Genomic DNA, 17,465 nt, shown 5'->3' with positions numbered 1-17,465 from the left:
CCTCGGACCGCGATGATTCCGGGAGTGGTTCCGCTTCGCTCGCCGCCGCTATCCGCGCGCTATCGGGCCGCTACCGGGGCAGGCCGCATCGGCTCAGGCGCCCCGGGGGCCGTCCTTCCAACTCTCGTGGAACTCGATGTTGTCCAGCAGCGAAGCCAGCCGGAAACGTTCCCTGCTGCTGATGCCCGCCATCACTTCGTGGGCTCTGGCGAGCTGGTCCTCGGCCTCGTCCGCCCTGCCGAGTTCGCTCAGCGACCTGGCCGTCCTCGCGTGGCATTCGGCTGTGCAGTAACCGTTTCCCAGCTCGTCGCACAGCGCCAGCGCGGTCGTGGCATGCCGGATCACGGCGCGGTGATCACCTCGCTCGCCGTGGATGGCGAGCAGCACGTTGTAGGTCATCGCCTGGCCGTAGAGGTTTCCGCAGTCCGAGTGGATGTGCGCCGCTTTCTCCAGCAGTGACAAGGCTTCCGCCGTGTCGCCGTAGATCCGCCGCACCGTCGCGAGATTGCTCAGCGCGGCTGCCTCGATATAACGGTAGCCGTGGGCCGCGGCCAGTTCCGCCGCCCGCCCGCACAGCGCGGTCGCCTCGTCGACCCTGTCGCTGAAGAACAGCACGTTCGACCAGTTCATCAGCAACCCCGCGAAATCGAGGTCGGTGTCCCTTCCCTGCGCCGTGAACAGCTCGTGCGCGCGCCGCGCCAGTCTGTCGGCTTCGCCGAGATTGCCGCGCTGGCCTTCGATGTTGACGAGCTGGGACAGCGCGAAGGGTTCCAGCCGGTCATCGGCGTCGCTGTCGGCGAGGTCCAGAATGCACTCCGCGAGCGCGTCGCGTTCCCGCCAGCGCATCGTGATGTTGAAGTACAACGCGAGCGCATGGGTCAGCGGGATCGCCAGTTCGGCCGCCGCCCGGGGCCGCAACGCGGCCAGCCGCGCGAACAACGTGACCAGGTGCCCGATTTCGGCGTCGAGCCAGGCCGTCGCCTCCCCCGCCGCGGCGAACCGGACGGTCTCCAGCTCGTCGACGGGGTGCCGTCGCGGGAGGCCGTGCGGAGATCTGGCGCCGGAGATCTTCTCGGCGGCCTGCCGCGCGGCGGCGAGATACCAGCGGACGACCCGCGACACCAGCGCCGCCCTTTCCTCGTCGTCCCTGCCACCGTCCTGTTCCTTCGCCAGCAACGCGACGAGGTCGTAGAGCACGTAGTAGGAAGGACGCGGGCTGAACAACACGTGCGCACCGGCGAGCTGCCGCAACGCGCGCTCCGCTCTGCGCACCGGCCAGCCGGTCAGTGCCGCGGCCAGTTCCGGTGTGCAGCCTGGAGCGGGCAGCACACCGAGCAGGTCGAACAACCGGGTGGCGTCCAGGTCGCCTGGCTCACCGGTGGCCCTGAGGCTGTCGATACTCACCAGCAGGCTCGCCCGCAGATCAAGACCTTCGTGGCTGAGCTGGTCGAGCCGCCTGCGTTCGTCGCCGAGCAGGGTCACCCAGTCGGCGAGTGGCCAGTGCGGCTGGGTTGCCGCCCTGGTGCCGACAAGGCGCAGCGCGAGGGGCAGGCCGCCGCACTGACTCGCCAGCCGGGCCGCTTGTTCCGGCTCGGCGCGGACCTTGCGCGCACCTGCGGTGCTGGCGAGCAACGCGACCGACTCCTCAGCCGACATGGCAGGCAGGTACACGCGCACGACGCCCTGCGGCCCGCCGTCGGGAGAACGCGTGGTGACGATCGCGGCGCACCCCGGTTCGTCGGGCAGGACCGGCGCGACCTGCCCGAGGTTGACGGCGTTGTCCAGGACGAGCAGCACCCTGCGCCCGCTGAGCCTTGCCCGGTACCAGCGGATGACGTCGTCGAGGTCGTCGTGTGGTTCGAGCTCGGCGCCGCCCAGCTCCTTGATCAGCAGGCCCAGCGTGTCGCGCGTGGACAACGCGGGGGCGCCCGGCGTCGCGCCGTGCAGGTCGACGCACAGCGTTCCTCCTGGAAACCGGTCGGCGACGTCCGCGGCGACCTTCCACGCGATGGCCGACTTGCCGACCCCGCCCTGTCCGTGCACCACGCATGTCAACGCGGTGACCGGCGACGCGGTCAGCGCGTCGAAATGCCCGGCGATCTCGTCGAGAACTTCCGCCCTGCCAACGAAATCCCGGGGAACGGGCGGCAGCACCGAACGTGTTTCCGCCCCGTAGGATTTTCCGGAGAGCGGCGCCGACCTTCCCGAGGTGAGCAATTCGGGATCCTGGCGGAGGATGGCACCGTGCAGGTCGCGGAGCTCGGTTCCCGGTTCCACGCCCAGCCGGTTGACGAAGGTGGCCCTGAGCCTGCGAAAGCACGCGGCGGCATCCGCGGTACGTCCCGTCCGGTACAGCGCCAGCATCAACTGGCCAGCGAGCCGTTCCCGCATCGGGTACTGGGAGTGGAACCTGGTGAGGTCGGCGAGCACTCGCCCGGCCGCGCCTGCCCGCAACTGGAGGTCGTAGTACTCCTCGGCGACACCGAGGTACGACTCTTCGAGGCGGGGAGCCTGCCACGCGCGCAGCGGGACGTCGCCGATGCCTTGCAGCGGCGCACCCCGCCAGGTTTCCATGGCGGCGGTCAGTGTCGCGACGGCCTCGTCCGGCGTGGTGTCCTTGAGCGCGCGCGCCCGCTCACCGAGGGCGGTGAGCCGGAAGGCGTCGATCTGCTCGGGCCGCGCCAGCAGCCGGTAGCCCGCATGAGTGCTCTCGATCGTGCCCTCGGGGAGCAGTGCCCGCAGCCTGCGGATGTAGTTGCGCACGGTGGCGACGGCGGAGGCGGGGGGCGAAGCGCCCCACAGATCGCCAACCAGCGCCGTGACGGGAACGACGGCGAGATCCCTTGTCAGCAGGCTCGCCAGCACGGCACGTTGCATCGGAGCGGTGATGGGCAACGGTTTTCCCTCGTACCGCACCTCGACGGGGCCGAGTATGCGGAAGTCCGGAACCGCGTTCATCGCTGACTTCCCGTCCTGCCGCCGACATCGTGACCGGAACCGGCGCGCCGCGTGACGTGGCGAGCGCGATTCCCCGTTCGCATCCTGTCAGCCGTGACCGGGATCGTCGCCTGACGGGTCAACGGGAAACGGACTCGACATGGACCGGTGTCGCGGCAGCCGTAGCCGCACGCCGAGTCTCCCAACTCCGGTTGGTTGACCGTGGGGGCAACAAAGCTTCAAAAACCCCTTCTGGTCCAATCAAAAGGTCGTCCCACGGCATGACCAACCGGTTAGGCTATCCAGAAAGGAGGACGACACCATGCCACCTCAGCGCGCCACAAGCGTGCAGGAAGTCGTCGACGCGGCGGCTCGCGTGTTCGAACGCAAAGGCTTCGTCGAAGCCACCATCACCGACATCGCGGCGGAGGCGGGAGTCAGCAAACCGACCGTCTATCAATACGTCAGCTCCAAACGCTGGCTGCTGGAGACGATCGTCGAGCAGGTCATCTACCCGCTGCGCCACAGTATCGAGGAGATCGTGGACAGCGACCTCGATTCACGCGAAAAGCTGCTGCGTTACCTGCAAGTTCAGGTCAATTCCGCGGTGCGCTACCAGACCTACTACGCGGTACTGATCTCCGACCAGCACCAGCTCTCGCCGCAAGCACTGCGCAACTACCAGTCGTGGGCGCGCGACGTGAACCGCGCGGCGGCCGGATTGGTCGAGCAGTGCGTCAAAGACGGCGTCATCCGCTCCGACGTCGACGTCATGACGATGGTGAACCTGGTCAACGGCATGACGCTGTCGATAGCTCGCTGGTATCGCCCCGACGGACGGATCAGCGTCTACGCTTTGTTCGACCAGCTCATCCTGTTGTTGTCCGGATTCATCAAACCGGAACCGGCGTAGCGCGTTCGCGTCGCCTTCCAGCCGCCCCGGAACCGCGCGGCGCCAGCGAGCTTTACCGTGAAGGCAGCCTGCCGGTCGTGTCCGACGAGCCTCGACCAGACGATCTCCGATCGCTCTTACGTGGCTCCGACGCGCCACTAACCTCCCTTTCACCTGGGGAGATCTGGCGACTGCCACAATGAGACCACCCATCCGTGTGACATTGCCTACGGAACCGACTCCTGTTACTTTACCCACCAGTTAGTCAACCTGTCTCACTTCAGACCCCACGGATCCGGTGCTTCCCTCCTCCCGCACCGGCTCACGCCACGTTCCGAACGGAAAGAGGGGCAATGCCACTACGCATCGGAATCGACACGGGCGGCACGTTCACCGACCTGGTCGTAGCCGACGAGAACCAGATCGTGGTCGCCACCAAGTCGCTGACCACGCACGGAGATCTCGCCGCGGGCCTGCTCAACACACTGAGCAAGGCCGACGTCGATCATGAGGACGTCGCGCAGATCGTGCACGGCACCACGGTCGCGCTGAACGCGATCCTGACCCGCCGTGGCGCGAAGATCGGGCTCATCGCCAGCGCCGGTTTCCGCGACCTGATGGACATGGGCAGGGGCTGGCGCGCTCCGGACGCGATCATGGACCCGAGGTACCGCCGTCCGCACGAACTCCGGCCGATCGTCGAACGCTACCTGCGGCGGAACGTGCGGGAACGCATCCTCGCCGACGGCAGCGTGCTCGTCCCGCTCGACGAAAAGCAGCTGCTGCAGGAGGTCGAGCAGCTTCGGGACGAGGGCTGCGCCGCCATCGCCGTCTGCTTCACCCACGCCTACAAGCACCCCGCCCACGAGTTGCGGGCCGCCGCGTTGATCCGCAAGCACTTCCCCGACGTGCGAGTGAGCATCTCGTCGGAGGTCGCGCCGTTCCCCCGCGAGTACAACCGCACCTCGACGACCGTGCTCAACGCGTACGCACAGCCGCTGATGACCACCTACACCTCCTCCGTGGAACAGCGCCTTCTCGACGCGGGCTACGAGGCACCGCTGTCGTTCATGACCAACGACGGCGGCCTGTGCGCGCCAGCCGAAGCCAGCGCGACGCCGGTCACCACGCTGAACAGCGGGCCCGTCGGCGGTGTGCTCGGCGTGCAGACCTATTCCCGGCTGCTGGAACTGCCCCACCTCGTCGGTTTCGACATGGGCGGTACGAGCACCGACGTCGCGGTGATCACGGACGGCCACGCGTCCACCAAACGCGAGCTGGAACTGGAGCACGACGTGCTCGTCAGCATGCCCGTGCTCGAAATCCACAGCATCGGCGCAGGCGGCGGCAGTATCGCGTCGGTCAACGCCGCGGGCGGAATCGCCGTCGGCCCCGAAAGCGCGGGCAGCAATCCAGGGCCCGTGTGCTACGGCAAGGGAGGCACGCTTCCCACGGTCACCGACGCGCTGCTCGTCCTGGGCTGGCTGGCACCCGACACTCCGCTCAGCGGGGAGATCATGCCCGACCTCCCGGCCGCTCAGCAGGCGTTGCAGGAGCTGGGCGCGACCATCGGCATGGATGCGACGGAGGCAGCCAACGCCATCGCCGCGGTCGCCATCAACTCCATGGCAGAGGCCGTCCGGCAGCTCACCGTCTACCGAGGCGTGGACCCTCGTGAATTCGGCCTGCTGGCCTACGGCGCGGCAGGCCCGTTCGCCGCGACGCAGGTGGCCCGCATCCTGGAGATTCCGACCGTCGTCTTCCCCGCGCTCGCCGGTGTCTTCTCGGCGTTCGGACTGCTGGAGGGAGCGGGCTTCGAGCAGGAGGTGATGCCGATCATGAAGATCGCGACGCCCGAGCTCATGACCGAGTCCTTCGCCAGGATGCGGGAGTCCGCGGTACGGCTGCGCAAGCAGTTCGGCGACGACGCCGAGACGCACGTGGAGTTCTACGTCGACGGCATGTACGCGGGCCAGCGGTGGGAACTGCCCGCACTGGTCGACGCCAGCCGGACCGAGGACGTGTTCGAGCACTTCACCGAGGCGTTCGCCGACGCCCACCGCAAGCAGTACGGATACACGCTGCCCGCGCCGGTGCAGATCTCGTCGCTGCGGGTCAGGGTGGTCGCCGACGGCGAACGCGCCGTGCGTCCCGCGCCGCTTCCCGAGACCGCCCCCGCCGAACCACGCTCGCGCCGCACGATCGTCACCGGCGGAGTGGCCCACCCGGACAGCCCCGTGTACCTGGCGACCGAACTGGCACCAGGTCAGGTCGTCAACGGCCCGGCCGTGATCGAGGCGCCGAGCTACACCGGAGTCCTCGTACCCGGCGACAGCGCCAGGGTCAACGACGTCGGCGACATCATTGTGGACAGCAAGGAGACCCGAGCATGACGGACACGCAGGCACGTCGCGACACGCTGGCGTTGAGCGCGGACGAGGTCCAGTCGCGATACGGCATCGACCTCACGACGGCCGAGGTGCTGCGCCACGCGCTGAGGCACGTCGCGCTTCAGATGCAGCTGAAGGTCAACACGGCGGCGCTGAGCCCGTTGCTCAGCGAGGTCAACGACTTCGGGATCGGCCTGCTCGCGCCGAGGGACACCGAGCGGGACCTCGACTTCGACGCGCTGGCGATGGCCAGCGCGGCGCCGGCGCACTACGTCATCAACCAGTTCTACGCCCGCATGGCGATCGAGCACTGGGGCGTGGAGCGTTTCCAGCCGGGCGACGTGCTCATCTACAACGACCCCTACCGGGGTGGTAGCCACGTCAACGACGTCGGCACGTTGATGCCGATCTTCGACGGCGACGATCTACTCGGCTTCGCCGTCGCCATCACGCACTGGCTGGACATCGGCGGCCCCGTTCCCGCCGGCATGGGCGCCGGATTGCAGCGCGACATGTACGCCGAAGGCATCAAGCTCACCCCGCGCAAGCTCTACGACCGGGGAGAACTGGTTCCGGAGAATCTGGAGCTGTTCACCGAACAGACCCGGATTCCCGACATCACGATCAACGACCTCCAGGTGATCAAGTCGGCGTTGCAGATCGGTTCCGACATGGTGCTGCGCTACGCAAGGCGCTACGGTACCGATCTCTACCGCGCCGCCGCGCAGTACACATTGGACTTCTCGGAGCGGACGGTGCGCAGCTCGCTGCTTGAGGTTCCCGACGGCGTCTACGAGTCCCAGGACTACCTGGACAACAACATGGACGGCGAGCCGATGCTCGTGCGCTGCACGGTGCGCAAGCACGGGGACAACGTCGAGGTCGACTACTCGGGCACATGCCGCGAGGAGTGGGGCGGCTACGCCTCCCAGTGGTCGGACACCGTCTCGGCCGCGCATCTCGGTGTGGTGAACATCCTGGACACCACTGCCATGGACCTCAACGCCGGTGCCTACCGGCCGATCCACGTCGTCGCCCCGCCGGGTTCATGTCTGAGCGCGCTGCCGCCGATGTCGACCAACGCCGGTCACACCATGTTCTTCACGAAGGCGCTGAACCTGGTCAAGCTCGCGTTGTCGCAGGCGAGCCCCGAACTGGCCGTCGCGGAGAACTACGACGACGTCGGCGTCCTCGGCTTCGTCGGTGTCGACGACCGCGCGGGCACGTACAACCCGTTCATCACCATCAGGGCGTTGTGCGGGCCGTTCGGCGGTACCGCCGTCGACGACGGGTGCAGCATGACGCTCGTCGAGGGCGGCAACTGCCTCGAACCGTCGATCGAACTGGACGAGGAAGCGTTCCCGGTACTGGTCCTCAGCCGGGAATTCGTCGCCGACACCGCGGGAGTCGGCAAGCATCGCGGCGGGCCGTCCACGGAAATGATCGTGACACCGCAGGTTCCCGTACACATGACGTATCAGCTCGACCAGTGCCGGTTCCCCACCCAGGGCGTGCTCGGCGGTGGCGACGGCGCCCGCGCCTCGATCGTCGTCTACCGGGGCGGGCTCGACGCCTGGGCTCGCGGGGAGACCCTGCCCGCAGCGGAGGTCATGGCAGGCTTCGCCAACACCGAGGACGGCACACCCGCCTCCTACACCGAGGAGAACTCCCCCGGCGTCGAGTTCCGCAACAGCAAGGGCGCGGGCAAGCCGGTCATGCCAGGCGACATCGTCGTGCTGCGCCTGCCCGGCGCCGGCGGCTACGGCCCCGCGGCCGAACGTGACGACGAGGCCGTGCGCAAGGACGTACGCGACGGCATCTACAGCTCCCCGGCCCACGCTGTGGGTCGATGACATTTCGCCGGACGAGGAGAACTCACCGTGGAATTTCCCCAACCGACAGAACTGACCATCGACGAACCGATCAACCCCGTCGACCAGTCCTGCCCGCGCTGCTCCGCCGACACCATGTACCGGTACCGGCTCGTGGATTATCGTGGCTGGCTTGAGGTCGTGAAGTGCCGTTCGTGCCTGCACGTCGAAGACCGGCGGCCCATCGTCGCTCCCCCACAGGGGACTCCATGACCTGGACTCCCCCTTCGACTCTCGACATCACGCTGCCGTTCGAACTCGACATGCTCGACCGGGTGTTCAGCATCGTGGTGGAGCGCTGGGCCGAACTGGCTCCGGACCGGGAGTGCATCGTCCAGGACGACGGCGTCTCGGTGACCTACGGACAGCTCGACCAGCGGGCAGGCGCGATCGCCACCGGCCTGCGCGCGCACGGCATCGGGATTGGTGACCGCGTCGCCACTCTCGTCGCCAACGACCTGCGCATCGCGTATCTGGGCACGGCATTGTCCAAGCTCGGCGCTGTCGAGGTGCCGATGAACCCGGCCCTCGTCGGCGCCAGCCTCAAGCACGTGTTCGCCGACGCCGACCCGAAAGCGGTCGTCGTGTCGCCGGGCCACCGCGAGGCCGTGGAGGCCGCCCTGCCCGAAGGGGCCCGCCCCATCATCATCGAGGCCGGCCCCGACGGCGGGCCTGCCCCGGAGGGCGGCGGTCCGACCCTGGACGAGATGCTCGCCGACGACAACGTCGTCCTGCCCACCGATCCAGGTGTGCGGGCGGACCTTTCGGCGTCCATTATGTACACGTCGGGGACAACGGGGTTGCCCAAAGGCGCGTTGCTGCCGCACCACCACGCCTACCGCATCAGTCAGCGCAGCGCGGGCGCGTTCGGACTCACGAACGAGGACACGCTGATCGGTATCCTGCCGATGTTCCACGGTGGCGGCCGGTACATGAACCTCGGCGCGTGCCTGCTGTCGGGCGCACGGCTGGGATTCGTGCGCCGGTTCAGCGGCAAGGACTACTTCGACCAGGCAAGGTCGTTCGGTGCCACGGTCATGCACGGCATCATCTCGGTGGGGCACTTCCTGCTCGCGCAGGAACCGTCGCCTCGCGACAAGGACCACTCGATCACCCGAGGGCTGCTGGTGCCGTGTCCTCCTTCGATCGCGGACCCGTTCCGCGACCGGTTCGGCATCGAGGTGTTCCAGGGCTACGCCAGCACCGAGGGCAACATCTCGGTGCTGAACCTCGACGGGCCGAAGGCGGCGTGCGGGAAACCGTATCCGCCCTACCACGTGAAAATCGTGGACGAGCACGATCGTCCCGTCCCTGCCGGGGTGACCGGCGAGATCGTGGTGTCCTGCGACGAACCGTGGTCGACGTTCTCCGGATACTGGAACCAGCCGGAGATGTCGCTGAACGTGATGCGCAACTTCGGGCTGCACACGGGTGATGCCGGATACTTCGACGACGACGGCTACCTGTGGTTCGCCGACCGGGTGAAGGACATGATCCGGCGGCGCGGGGAGAACGTGTCCGCGCAGACGGTGGAAAACGTCGTCAACGCCATCGACGAGGTGGCCGAGGCCGCGGCTTATCCGTTGCCGTCGCGGTACGGCGAGGACGAGATCGCGGTCGCGGTCGCGTTGCGGCAGGGGTACGAATTGCCCGCGGCCGACATCGTGGCCAACTGCAAGGAAAACCTGCCCCGGTTCGCGGTGCCCCGGTACATCCGCGTGATGGCCGAGTTGCCGAAGACCGAGACAGGCAAGATCCAGAAGTTCAAGCTCAAGGATCTCGGCACCGATGGCGCCGAGGACTTCCCGGAGGTGCGCCGATGATGAAGTTCATGGTGCGGCAGAAGCTGGATCCGGACGGGAATGTCACCGAGGATCACTTGCAACCGCTGGCCCGGCTGGTGGCGGATTCGATCCAGGACGAGCCCACCGGATCGGTGCGGTGGCTCGGCGGCTGCGGAACGATCGACACGAAGCAGTTCTACATGCTGTTCGAGGCGCCGGATCACGAAGCGCTCCAACAGGTCGTGTCGAAACTGCCGGGCCTGCAAAGCATCGAGCGGGTCATGCTGGCGACGAAGGACACCCTCGCCAGGGGCCTGCTGCTGGGTCTCGCGAAGGACTACGAAGAGCGGACCTCGCGGTGAGACCGGTGGGCGGGCTTTCCGTGCCCCCGACCGGAAAGCCCGCCCACCATCCACCCGGAAACTGCCCGGTGTTCGCGGCTCGTCGACGCTCGTACTCGCCGGGTCGTAAGGACAACGCCGTTCGCGCGGAGGCACAGCGGCGTGTCCTTGAAGCCAAGGAATCAGTCGCACGAAGAAAAGTGGCCCCCAGCGTCCTTGGGTTTCAACCCGCCTGGATGTGCGGGTACCAGCGTCAGCCGCACGCGCGACAGTGGCTCCCTCCGCGGCGACGCGCGGCGATACGGCCCGGCCGATGCCTGAGGCGGCACCGGCGACCATGACCTCTTTCGACTTCAGCCGAGCGGGCGACGTGAGGTCAACGGCGTGCAACACGAGGGACTACCCAAGACCGGCAAGCGGCGTACCGTGTCGTTCCCTGCCTCCCTGGTCCCGCTGCTGCGCCCCCTCGTCCACGACAGGGAACCCGACGAGCTGCTGTTCACCACCACACGCGGCCTGTCACTGCGTAGTCACAACTGGCGCACCCGCGAGTTCAGCCCCGCCGTCGACGCAGCCGGAATCAAAATCGACGGACTCACCCCGCACAAACTCCGCCACACCGCCGCCTCACTCGCCATATCCGCCGGAGCCGACGTCAAGGTCGTCCAGCAGATGCTCGGCCACACCGACGCCGCCATGACCCTCAACGTCTACGGCCACCTCTTCCCCGACCGCCTCGACGAGGTCGCCGACGTACTCGACCTCCGACGCCGGGATGTGCTGCGGAAACGCGCGGCGTGAGCAAGCGGGCGTGTTGGTCAAATGTTGGTTGCTGACCGTCATGACTGACCCATGAAATGACCAAGGGGCCGTCTACCTGCGTAGACGGCCCCTGAATGGTCGGGCTGACAGGATTTGAACCTGCGACCCCTTGACCTTATTCGTCGTTTCCCCAGCCTGCACCTCGGCGTCCCGCGCCGCGCTGACGTGCAGCCATCCATATCAACGACTTCCGACGTCTGTCGTGCCCTGCGGACCGGATGTGGCATGAATGTGACACGGCGCTGTTTAAACGGGCTCCTCGGACGAGGTGACGAGCAAGACTCCCTGACGTAACGAAGCGCCAGTGTGGAGCGACGAACGGCAAACGGCCCGGCTTGCTGGGCAAGTCATCCTCTGGAGTGCAAATGGTCGACGAATCGTTGAAAGAGCTGCGGGACGGCTTCATCACCGTGAATGAGCATCCAAGCCACGCACCTGTGCCTGGCCACGTGTTAGCTCGATTCGATGTGCTCAGCTTTGGCGCGCCCCGCGTCGCGTACCAACTACAGCATGACTTCGAAGACCGAGTGGCATACAAGGCGTATGCATGGCTTTTTACGGATCAGGCGGTCGTACGAGCCTGTTGGACAGGACAAGCGACAGGAGCGCAGAGGCCCAACACCGAGGACGTGAAGTCCATCATTGCGTGGCCTCGGCGCCTGCTCAAGTCCATCTCCATCCCGCGAGAAGATGGCACCGGGCCGTACCACACCAACACGCTATGGGGCGAGGAGTACGAACGGAACGGAGTCTGGCCTTCCGGCGCGAAGCTGGTACTCGATTACGACAGTCCTGGTGAACAAGTAGTCCTAACGACAACTCGACTCACCTCGCCAGAAAGCCTCACCCAGTTCTCCGATTTTGCACGGTCCCTGACACTCGATCTAGCAGCCACCTGACGCGCCTTCACATCTACGAGTGGGTGGCCCTTGTGCCATCCCGTCGACCTGGCGTAGCCCGATCACGCTGTGTCAAGGGGGCAACCCGCCTCGGGACTGGCACGGACCCTACCAAGCTTGCCCCCTTGGCGCGGCGTGATAGCCCTTCGGGAGGTCGTCGGGATGGCACGCCCTGGGCCGCCCACGGACCGCAGCGTTCGTCGTTTCCCGGCCATCCCGGAGACCTGCCCGTCCGGCGAGGACAGGTTCTTTCTTATTGTTCAGCGCCCCCTTGCTGTCCTCGGCCTGCCTCGGCTCCGGCCGATGCGCGGGGACCGGCGCCAGCCGCACGCCCCGCGCAGGCTCGGCCGGAGCAAGAGAGGCTGAGGCCGAGCGGGCGCCGGAGGCGCCCGCCTTGAACAAGTAAAGAAACTCTGAACACAGCGGCCATCACCTGTTGGCGACGGCCACCGCCTGCGCGAGGAATTCGGCTCGTTCGCTGATGAGATGCATACGGGCGTTCCATTCGACTGCCTCGGTGTGCCTTGCCATGGCGGTTTCCTGTCCGGGCCACTTCCGGTAGTGCAGGCCAACTTCGCTCTCGAAGAAGCCATCCGCGACCACGCTCGCGGCCGTCAACAGGCCCGTGTCGTCGGAGCCAGGAACAGCCATCCAACCTCCGAGTGCTACCGCTAGCTTCCGCTCGATGCACATCGTCGTAGGATGCACGGGAAGTCGGAAATTGTGCGCACGCCAGTGTTCTACAACCACTCCGGTCCTAAGTCGACCGTGCTCGGGGTCGTTGTCGAATCCGACCAGGGAGCCGTCGGGGAGCAGATCGAGCACACGGGATGTCGTCCATCGGACACCGTCATTGCCGTCGATGGCCTGAATGTCCCGCGCGAGAACGCCACTGGTCAGAATGTCGTCCTGATCCAAGTTCTTGACGAGCTGCCCCTTGGCTGCCGAGAGAGCAAGATTCCTCGTGATGGCAACCCCGCCCTTGCGACCTTGCCCAAAGCGGATTCGCTCGTCCTCAGGAAGGATTTCCTTGGCAACGCCAGAGGAACCGTCTTCCTGAAGCATCCATTCCCACTCCCACCCTGACGGTATCTCCTGGTCCTTCAAGGACTCGTACGCCGCCATGAGGTGTTCCGGCTCCGGCTGGTAGACGGGCGTGATGACGGACAGGATGGGCATTACTTGCTCCCCTTCGGCACTGACACTTCGTGAGTCGCCGTGATGACCATGCGATCGCCCCGGATGGTGATGTCGGCGGTCTCAACCGGGGTCTCCCCCGTCCAATGGGTCCGCTCGATCAGCGGTGTCAAACATCAGTCGAATCACGACACTACGCTGCGGTCAGACGGACGCGATTTCCAGAGCTGACCACGCGTCACGGATGATCCGGGCCAAGGACGACCGTGCGGGCGTCCATTGCAGTTCGTCGTGGATGCGAGAGCTGTTCGGGACGATATACTTGGTCTCGTTGACTGCGGGCTTGCGGTCGACGGCAATGTCGATGCATGTCACCGCTTCAGCTGTCGTGAGGATGTCGTTGACGCTCACGCCTTGGCCGCTGCCGACGTTGTACGTCGACGACTTGGCCTCATCCTTCGTGAATACCAAGTTGATGGCGTCGGCGACATCTTCGACGTGGACGTAGTCACGAACAGCGTCTCCGGCCCCGTTGACGGGCACGGGTTTTCCAGATCTCGCGCTTTCCAGTACACGCGGGATGATGTGGCTCCCGTTGACGTCGTAGACATCCCGGAATCCACCGGCAATGTTGCCGCACCGAAGTGTTGTCACCCGGCACTGTCCTTGTTCTGCGGCTGCTCTCAACAGCTCTTCGCCACGCAGCTTGGATTCGGCGTACGGGTTCCTCGGGTCCGTCAGCGAATCCTCCGTAGGTTCAGGACAGTCGGGGCCGTAGACGGCGATCGTGGATGCGTAGACAACGTGAGGCACTAGCTCGTTGTCGATGGCTGAGAGCATCGCTGAGGTACCGCTTGCGTTGACCTCTTGGTACTGCTCGAATGCGCTGTCGGATTCCCTCATCTTGGTCAGGGCCGCAAGGTGGACGACGGCGTCGAAGTTCGCGCCTCGCAACGCGTCGCGTAGTTGTGAAGCATCGGTGATATCAGCCTTGACAAGGCGGACGCGTTCCGCCGAGACATCGCTGCCACCCGGTCTGACCAGCGCGATGACTTCGTGGTCGTTCCGCACGAGCTTGGCGGTTACGGTTCGGCCGAGAAATCCGCCCGCGCCGGTGACTAGTACGCGCACGTCATCTCCGTCAGTGCTTGCGGGTTGTTGGCAGTGTGCCGCGCCGCTGGATCGGGGTTAGTAGCTCGCTTCCGGTCAGCTCCCGGCTTTCCGGCTCGTAGTCACACGAAACCAGGCACGACCACAGGGTGTTCTTGTACGTCTTGTACAAGCTGGTCACGTTGTCCGCGAGGTACTTGGCCGCGCCGCGCGACCCTGTCGCGTGAATTCCGGCCGCATACAGCCAAAACCCGTTGCCGTCCGGCCTGGGGAGCGCACCGAGGTACCCGTAGTCCTGCGGCTTGCCGGAGTCCTGCGGTGAGCGGTACTTCTCCCCGGATTCCTTGTCTTGCAAGAACCATCCCGCGTCGTCCCGAGCGAACCCATATCGGGTGTCGGCGCTCAACGCCTGTTCAAGCCACGGTGACTGACGAGGTCCACATGTGATGATCAACCCGTCGCGGTTCAAGTCGATGAAGTCGTTTTGCCCGGCATACTCGGTCTCGACCCGCAGACCTACCCCCTCGGCAAGCCTGGTCACCCGCTCCAGAAACTCGGTGTCCTCGTGATGCACGACGGGCCGTTGCTTGCCCTCGGGGTAAGGGGCGTACTCAACAGGCACGACGACGATGACCGAATCGCTACCGCTGAGCAGTCCGCGCTCAGGTTTACGGCCGCTCCCGGCCAGTAGCTGCGAGATACGAGATCGCGTCATACCGAGCAGCTTTGCGATGTCGGTTTGCGTCATGCCTGAGCGCAGCAGGTCCTCAATAGCTTCGCGACGCAACCGCGACAACTCGGCCATGACCGCCTGCTGCTCGTCTACCAGCTCGTTGATGCGCTGGGCACGCTCGCGCAGGTCCTCAATGTCTTGAACGGCCGCGATATCCAACATGGTCTCCCTGCCTCTGTCAAGGGCACTGTATCAACCCTGGTTAGGGGGGACAACAGCATCGCGGTAGGGGTATAAACACCAGTTGTTGCGAGGGGTTGACATGGTTGGGCATTGATGATGTTATGTAGTTACCCCACTAAACAACGCAAGTTGATAGCCCTAAACATAGGAGGACGGTATGCGGAACATCCCGGTGAACTTGGGTGGCTTCAAGTTGATGGTGACGGAGGCGCCGGTGATGAAGATGCGCGAGGACGGTAACGGGGAGCTGGTGCCGGTTCTGGCGTACGGCACGAACGAGCAGCAGTTTGTGGTGTCGGTGTTCGCGAAGCGTCGGCCGCGTGAGGATGGCGGCCGGGTGGGCAAGGGTGAAGAGATCAAGGTGACGTTGTCGGCTGACCCTGGGGATGGGTTTGACGAGGGTACGTATGTGGAGCTGATCGACGCGACGACCTCGCCGTGGGCGATGAAGGACGATCAGGGCAACGTCACCTCGGGTCTGTCGTTCAAGGCTGCGGGGCTCAAGCCTGCCGGGCAGAGCGGCTTGTCGTCCGCCGCCTAGTACCGGTTGATGGCCGGTGGGTGTCCGGCTCGCGCTAGTTCCCCCGCGTGGCGCGGAATCACCACCCTGGAGCGCTGCCCTAGTTGGTAGGCCGCCCGGTTCGAGTCGGGCCAGTGCGCTTCCCTTTTGTTGTTTGTCAATTACAGAGTGGGCCGATTCATGCCAAAAACCGCGTCTGTTTGTGGTGACGCGCCTTGATTCCCGACATTTGTTTCCGGGGGTCTTGGGGTTTTACCACGAGTTTTCGATAGAGGGAGTGAGTGTGATGGTTTCAGGTGAGGGTGTGTGCACGTTCAATCCTGCGGGCGTCAAGCGGGGTGTGTGATGCCGGACGACGAGTTGGTGCATCGCACGAGGTCTCATTCCTGGTGGGACGGCCGCATTGTTGGCCTGTGTGGCGCGACGGCGGAGCGGGGCGAGCGGGAGAGCGTGTGGTTGACGTGGGGCGCGAAATGGTGTCCGGCGTGTGAGCGTATTCGTGAAGCGGTCGCGTGATGGCTGACCATTCGTGCACGGCAGCGTTTTTTGTGTCGCCGACGGGAATTGCGACATGTGAGCAGTGCGGTCGTCAATGGGAGTACACGTAACAACGACATTGTGGAGGCAGGGAAATGGTGACGTATCTGATGGTAGCTGTGTTGACGGTCTGTTTGTTCGCGGCGTCGTGGTGGCTGGGCGCGGCGGTGGTGGCTGGTGTCGTGCTGGTCTGGCTCCACACCAGTACGAGGACGGAGGCGCGGCGATGAGCGGGCGTGCGGCGCGGGTGTCGGGGCTGTTGCGGCGGCTGTCGGCACGGTTGGAGCGGGACCGGTGGGAAGCGTTGAACGAACCGGCCTCGGATCGGGCGTGGCAGGCGGGGTTTTGTGAGGGCTTGGCGCACGCGCAGCATGTGTTGCGTAACGGGGCATGACAGGGAGGGGGCGGTATTCAACAGCTCATATGGACGGGATGGGCGTTCTGATGGGAACACAGCGAGCTGAGGAGACGACTTGACGGAGATTGAGCAGGTCCGCACGAGGATTCAGGAGTTTGAAGCGGAATTGGATCGTGCGCTTCAGCGAGGCCGTTCTCGGGAAGCGGTAGACGACATCCATATGAGCCTCGATGTCCTTCAGAACAGGCTGGAGCGGCTTGAAGCGCGGGACTGGTGATCACAGCGAGCAGGACATCCGACCGGATGGTCGCGGCGCAAGATTGCATGTCAGATCGCCATCACCATAGGTGAGCTGTCGATTTGCGCTTAATGGGCACGTATCGATGCGGAAGGCAGGTGAGGGCACATGCAGGTTCCGGGTGTGAGTGGGGCGAGGAATCGTCGTGCTCAGCAGAATTACGCGAATTTCGTGAACGCGTTGAATCTGGTGGCGGAGCAGTTCGATGAGGTGGACAAGCTCATCAATTCTTTTGATTCCAGGGAGATGCCGGGTGGGTTCACGGTGTCCACACCGGAGGAGTTGCGCGGGTTCCGGCGTAAGGCGTTCGACGCGTTGGACCGGATGCGGGCCACGGCTCGTAAGTATGAGGGCGAGTTGATCTCGCGGGATTGGAGGTTCTGACTCATGGCACATCAGGTTGATCGGGTGTTGGGGGATCTGGATGCGGCGATGCGGCAGTTGAAGCAGGCGATGCACGGTATTCCGGTGCGTCGGGAGGGTTTCAAGGCGCATCACGATAAGGCGGCGCGCGCGGTGGGTCATTTGATCGCGGAGTTGCAGGACGCTAGTGCCGCCATCAAGGACTAACCCCCACATAACCAATAAAGACACGACACGGCGCGAGACCGGCCCCGCAAACCCCTTGTGAAGTTCGCAGGGGTGGCGGGGCC

General features: G+C 65.3%; 16 protein-coding genes. 12 read left to right on the top strand and 4 right to left on the bottom strand.

Annotated features, from left to right (window positions below; genetic code table 11):
• Positions 1–93 precede the first annotated feature (93 nt).
• A complete protein-coding gene (locus tag BAY61_RS11895; RefSeq protein WP_091797069.1) occupies positions 94–2,958 on the bottom strand; it encodes an AfsR/SARP family transcriptional regulator in 2,865 nt (954 codons plus the stop codon).
• Positions 2,959–3,259: 301 nt separating this feature from the next.
• On the opposite strand from BAY61_RS11895, the gene BAY61_RS11890 reads away from it, so the two are divergent.
• The 8 genes from BAY61_RS11890 to BAY61_RS32835 all read left to right on the top strand — a co-directional run bounded on the left by BAY61_RS11890 (position 3,260) and on the right by BAY61_RS32835 (position 11,936).
• Positions 3,260–3,850, top strand: a complete 591-nt coding sequence (locus BAY61_RS11890; protein ID WP_091797067.1) for a TetR/AcrR family transcriptional regulator — start codon at positions 3,260–3,262, stop codon at positions 3,848–3,850.
• A gap of 332 nt (positions 3,851–4,182) precedes the next feature.
• On the top strand, positions 4,183–6,222 hold the full coding sequence (locus BAY61_RS11885) for a hydantoinase/oxoprolinase family protein (RefSeq protein ID WP_091797065.1): 2,040 nt from the start codon (positions 4,183–4,185) through the stop codon (positions 6,220–6,222).
• Positions 6,219–8,072: a hydantoinase B/oxoprolinase family protein gene (locus BAY61_RS11880; RefSeq protein WP_091797062.1), complete on the top strand. Its 1,854-nt coding sequence runs from the start codon at positions 6,219–6,221 to the stop codon at positions 8,070–8,072. The genes BAY61_RS11885 and BAY61_RS11880 overlap by 4 nt, the downstream gene beginning before the upstream one ends.
• Positions 8,073–8,099: 27 nt before the next feature.
• Positions 8,100–8,303, top strand: coding sequence for a hypothetical protein (locus BAY61_RS11875; RefSeq protein WP_091797060.1), 204 nt, complete (start codon positions 8,100–8,102; stop codon positions 8,301–8,303).
• A complete protein-coding gene (locus tag BAY61_RS11870) occupies positions 8,300–9,913 on the top strand; it encodes an AMP-binding protein (protein ID WP_091797057.1) in 1,614 nt (537 codons plus the stop codon). The genes BAY61_RS11875 and BAY61_RS11870 overlap by 4 nt, the downstream gene beginning before the upstream one ends.
• Entirely contained in the window at positions 9,910–10,236 is a 327-nt protein-coding gene (locus BAY61_RS11865; RefSeq protein WP_094168486.1) for a DUF3303 family protein, read from the top strand. Before BAY61_RS11870 ends, BAY61_RS11865 begins: the two co-directional genes overlap by 4 nt.
• A 363-nt stretch (positions 10,237–10,599) precedes the next feature.
• The gene (locus tag BAY61_RS11860) at positions 10,600–11,016 is read left to right on the top strand and encodes a tyrosine-type recombinase/integrase (protein ID WP_091797053.1); all 417 of its coding nucleotides are present in this window, start codon (positions 10,600–10,602) and stop codon (positions 11,014–11,016) included.
• Between the two features lie 386 nt (positions 11,017–11,402).
• Positions 11,403–11,936, top strand: coding sequence for a hypothetical protein (locus tag BAY61_RS32835; RefSeq protein WP_143021317.1), 534 nt, complete (start codon positions 11,403–11,405; stop codon positions 11,934–11,936).
• 429 nt (positions 11,937–12,365) lie between these two features.
• On the opposite strand, the gene BAY61_RS11855 is transcribed toward BAY61_RS32835, so the two are convergent.
• From BAY61_RS11855 to BAY61_RS11845, 3 genes are all read right to left on the bottom strand, one after another.
• Positions 12,366–13,115: a glycosyltransferase gene (locus BAY61_RS11855; RefSeq protein ID WP_091797051.1), complete on the bottom strand. Its 750-nt coding sequence runs from the start codon at positions 13,113–13,115 to the stop codon at positions 12,366–12,368.
• Between the two features lie 162 nt (positions 13,116–13,277).
• Positions 13,278–14,204 (bottom strand): NAD-dependent epimerase/dehydratase family protein, encoded by a 927-nt coding sequence (locus tag BAY61_RS11850; protein ID WP_091797049.1) that lies wholly within the window; start codon positions 14,202–14,204, stop codon positions 13,278–13,280.
• A 10-nt stretch (positions 14,205–14,214) separates the two neighbouring features.
• Entirely contained in the window at positions 14,215–15,078 is an 864-nt protein-coding gene (locus BAY61_RS11845; RefSeq protein ID WP_091797047.1) for a helix-turn-helix domain-containing protein, read from the bottom strand.
• Between the two features lie 178 nt (positions 15,079–15,256).
• Between BAY61_RS11845 and BAY61_RS11840 the strand changes: the two genes are divergently transcribed.
• From BAY61_RS11840 to BAY61_RS11830, 4 genes are all read left to right on the top strand, one after another.
• Entirely contained in the window at positions 15,257–15,640 is a 384-nt protein-coding gene (locus tag BAY61_RS11840) for a hypothetical protein (protein ID WP_091797045.1), read from the top strand.
• Positions 15,641–16,629: 989 nt separating this feature from the next.
• Positions 16,630–16,791 (top strand): hypothetical protein, encoded by a 162-nt coding sequence (locus BAY61_RS32830; RefSeq protein ID WP_170140030.1) that lies wholly within the window; start codon positions 16,630–16,632, stop codon positions 16,789–16,791.
• Between the two features lie 192 nt (positions 16,792–16,983).
• The gene (locus BAY61_RS11835; protein ID WP_245866011.1) at positions 16,984–17,196 is read left to right on the top strand and encodes a hypothetical protein; all 213 of its coding nucleotides are present in this window, start codon (positions 16,984–16,986) and stop codon (positions 17,194–17,196) included.
• A 3-nt stretch (positions 17,197–17,199) separates the two neighbouring features.
• Positions 17,200–17,382 (top strand): hypothetical protein, encoded by a 183-nt coding sequence (locus BAY61_RS11830; RefSeq protein WP_091797042.1) that lies wholly within the window; start codon positions 17,200–17,202, stop codon positions 17,380–17,382.
• Positions 17,383–17,465 lie beyond the last annotated feature (83 nt).

It is taken from the genome of Prauserella marina (assembly GCF_002240355.1).
Lineage (GTDB): Bacteria > Actinomycetota > Actinomycetes > Mycobacteriales > Pseudonocardiaceae > Prauserella_A > Prauserella_A marina.
The sequence above is the reverse complement of the archived record's forward strand: the minus strand, read 5'-3'. Positions and strand labels throughout refer to the sequence as shown.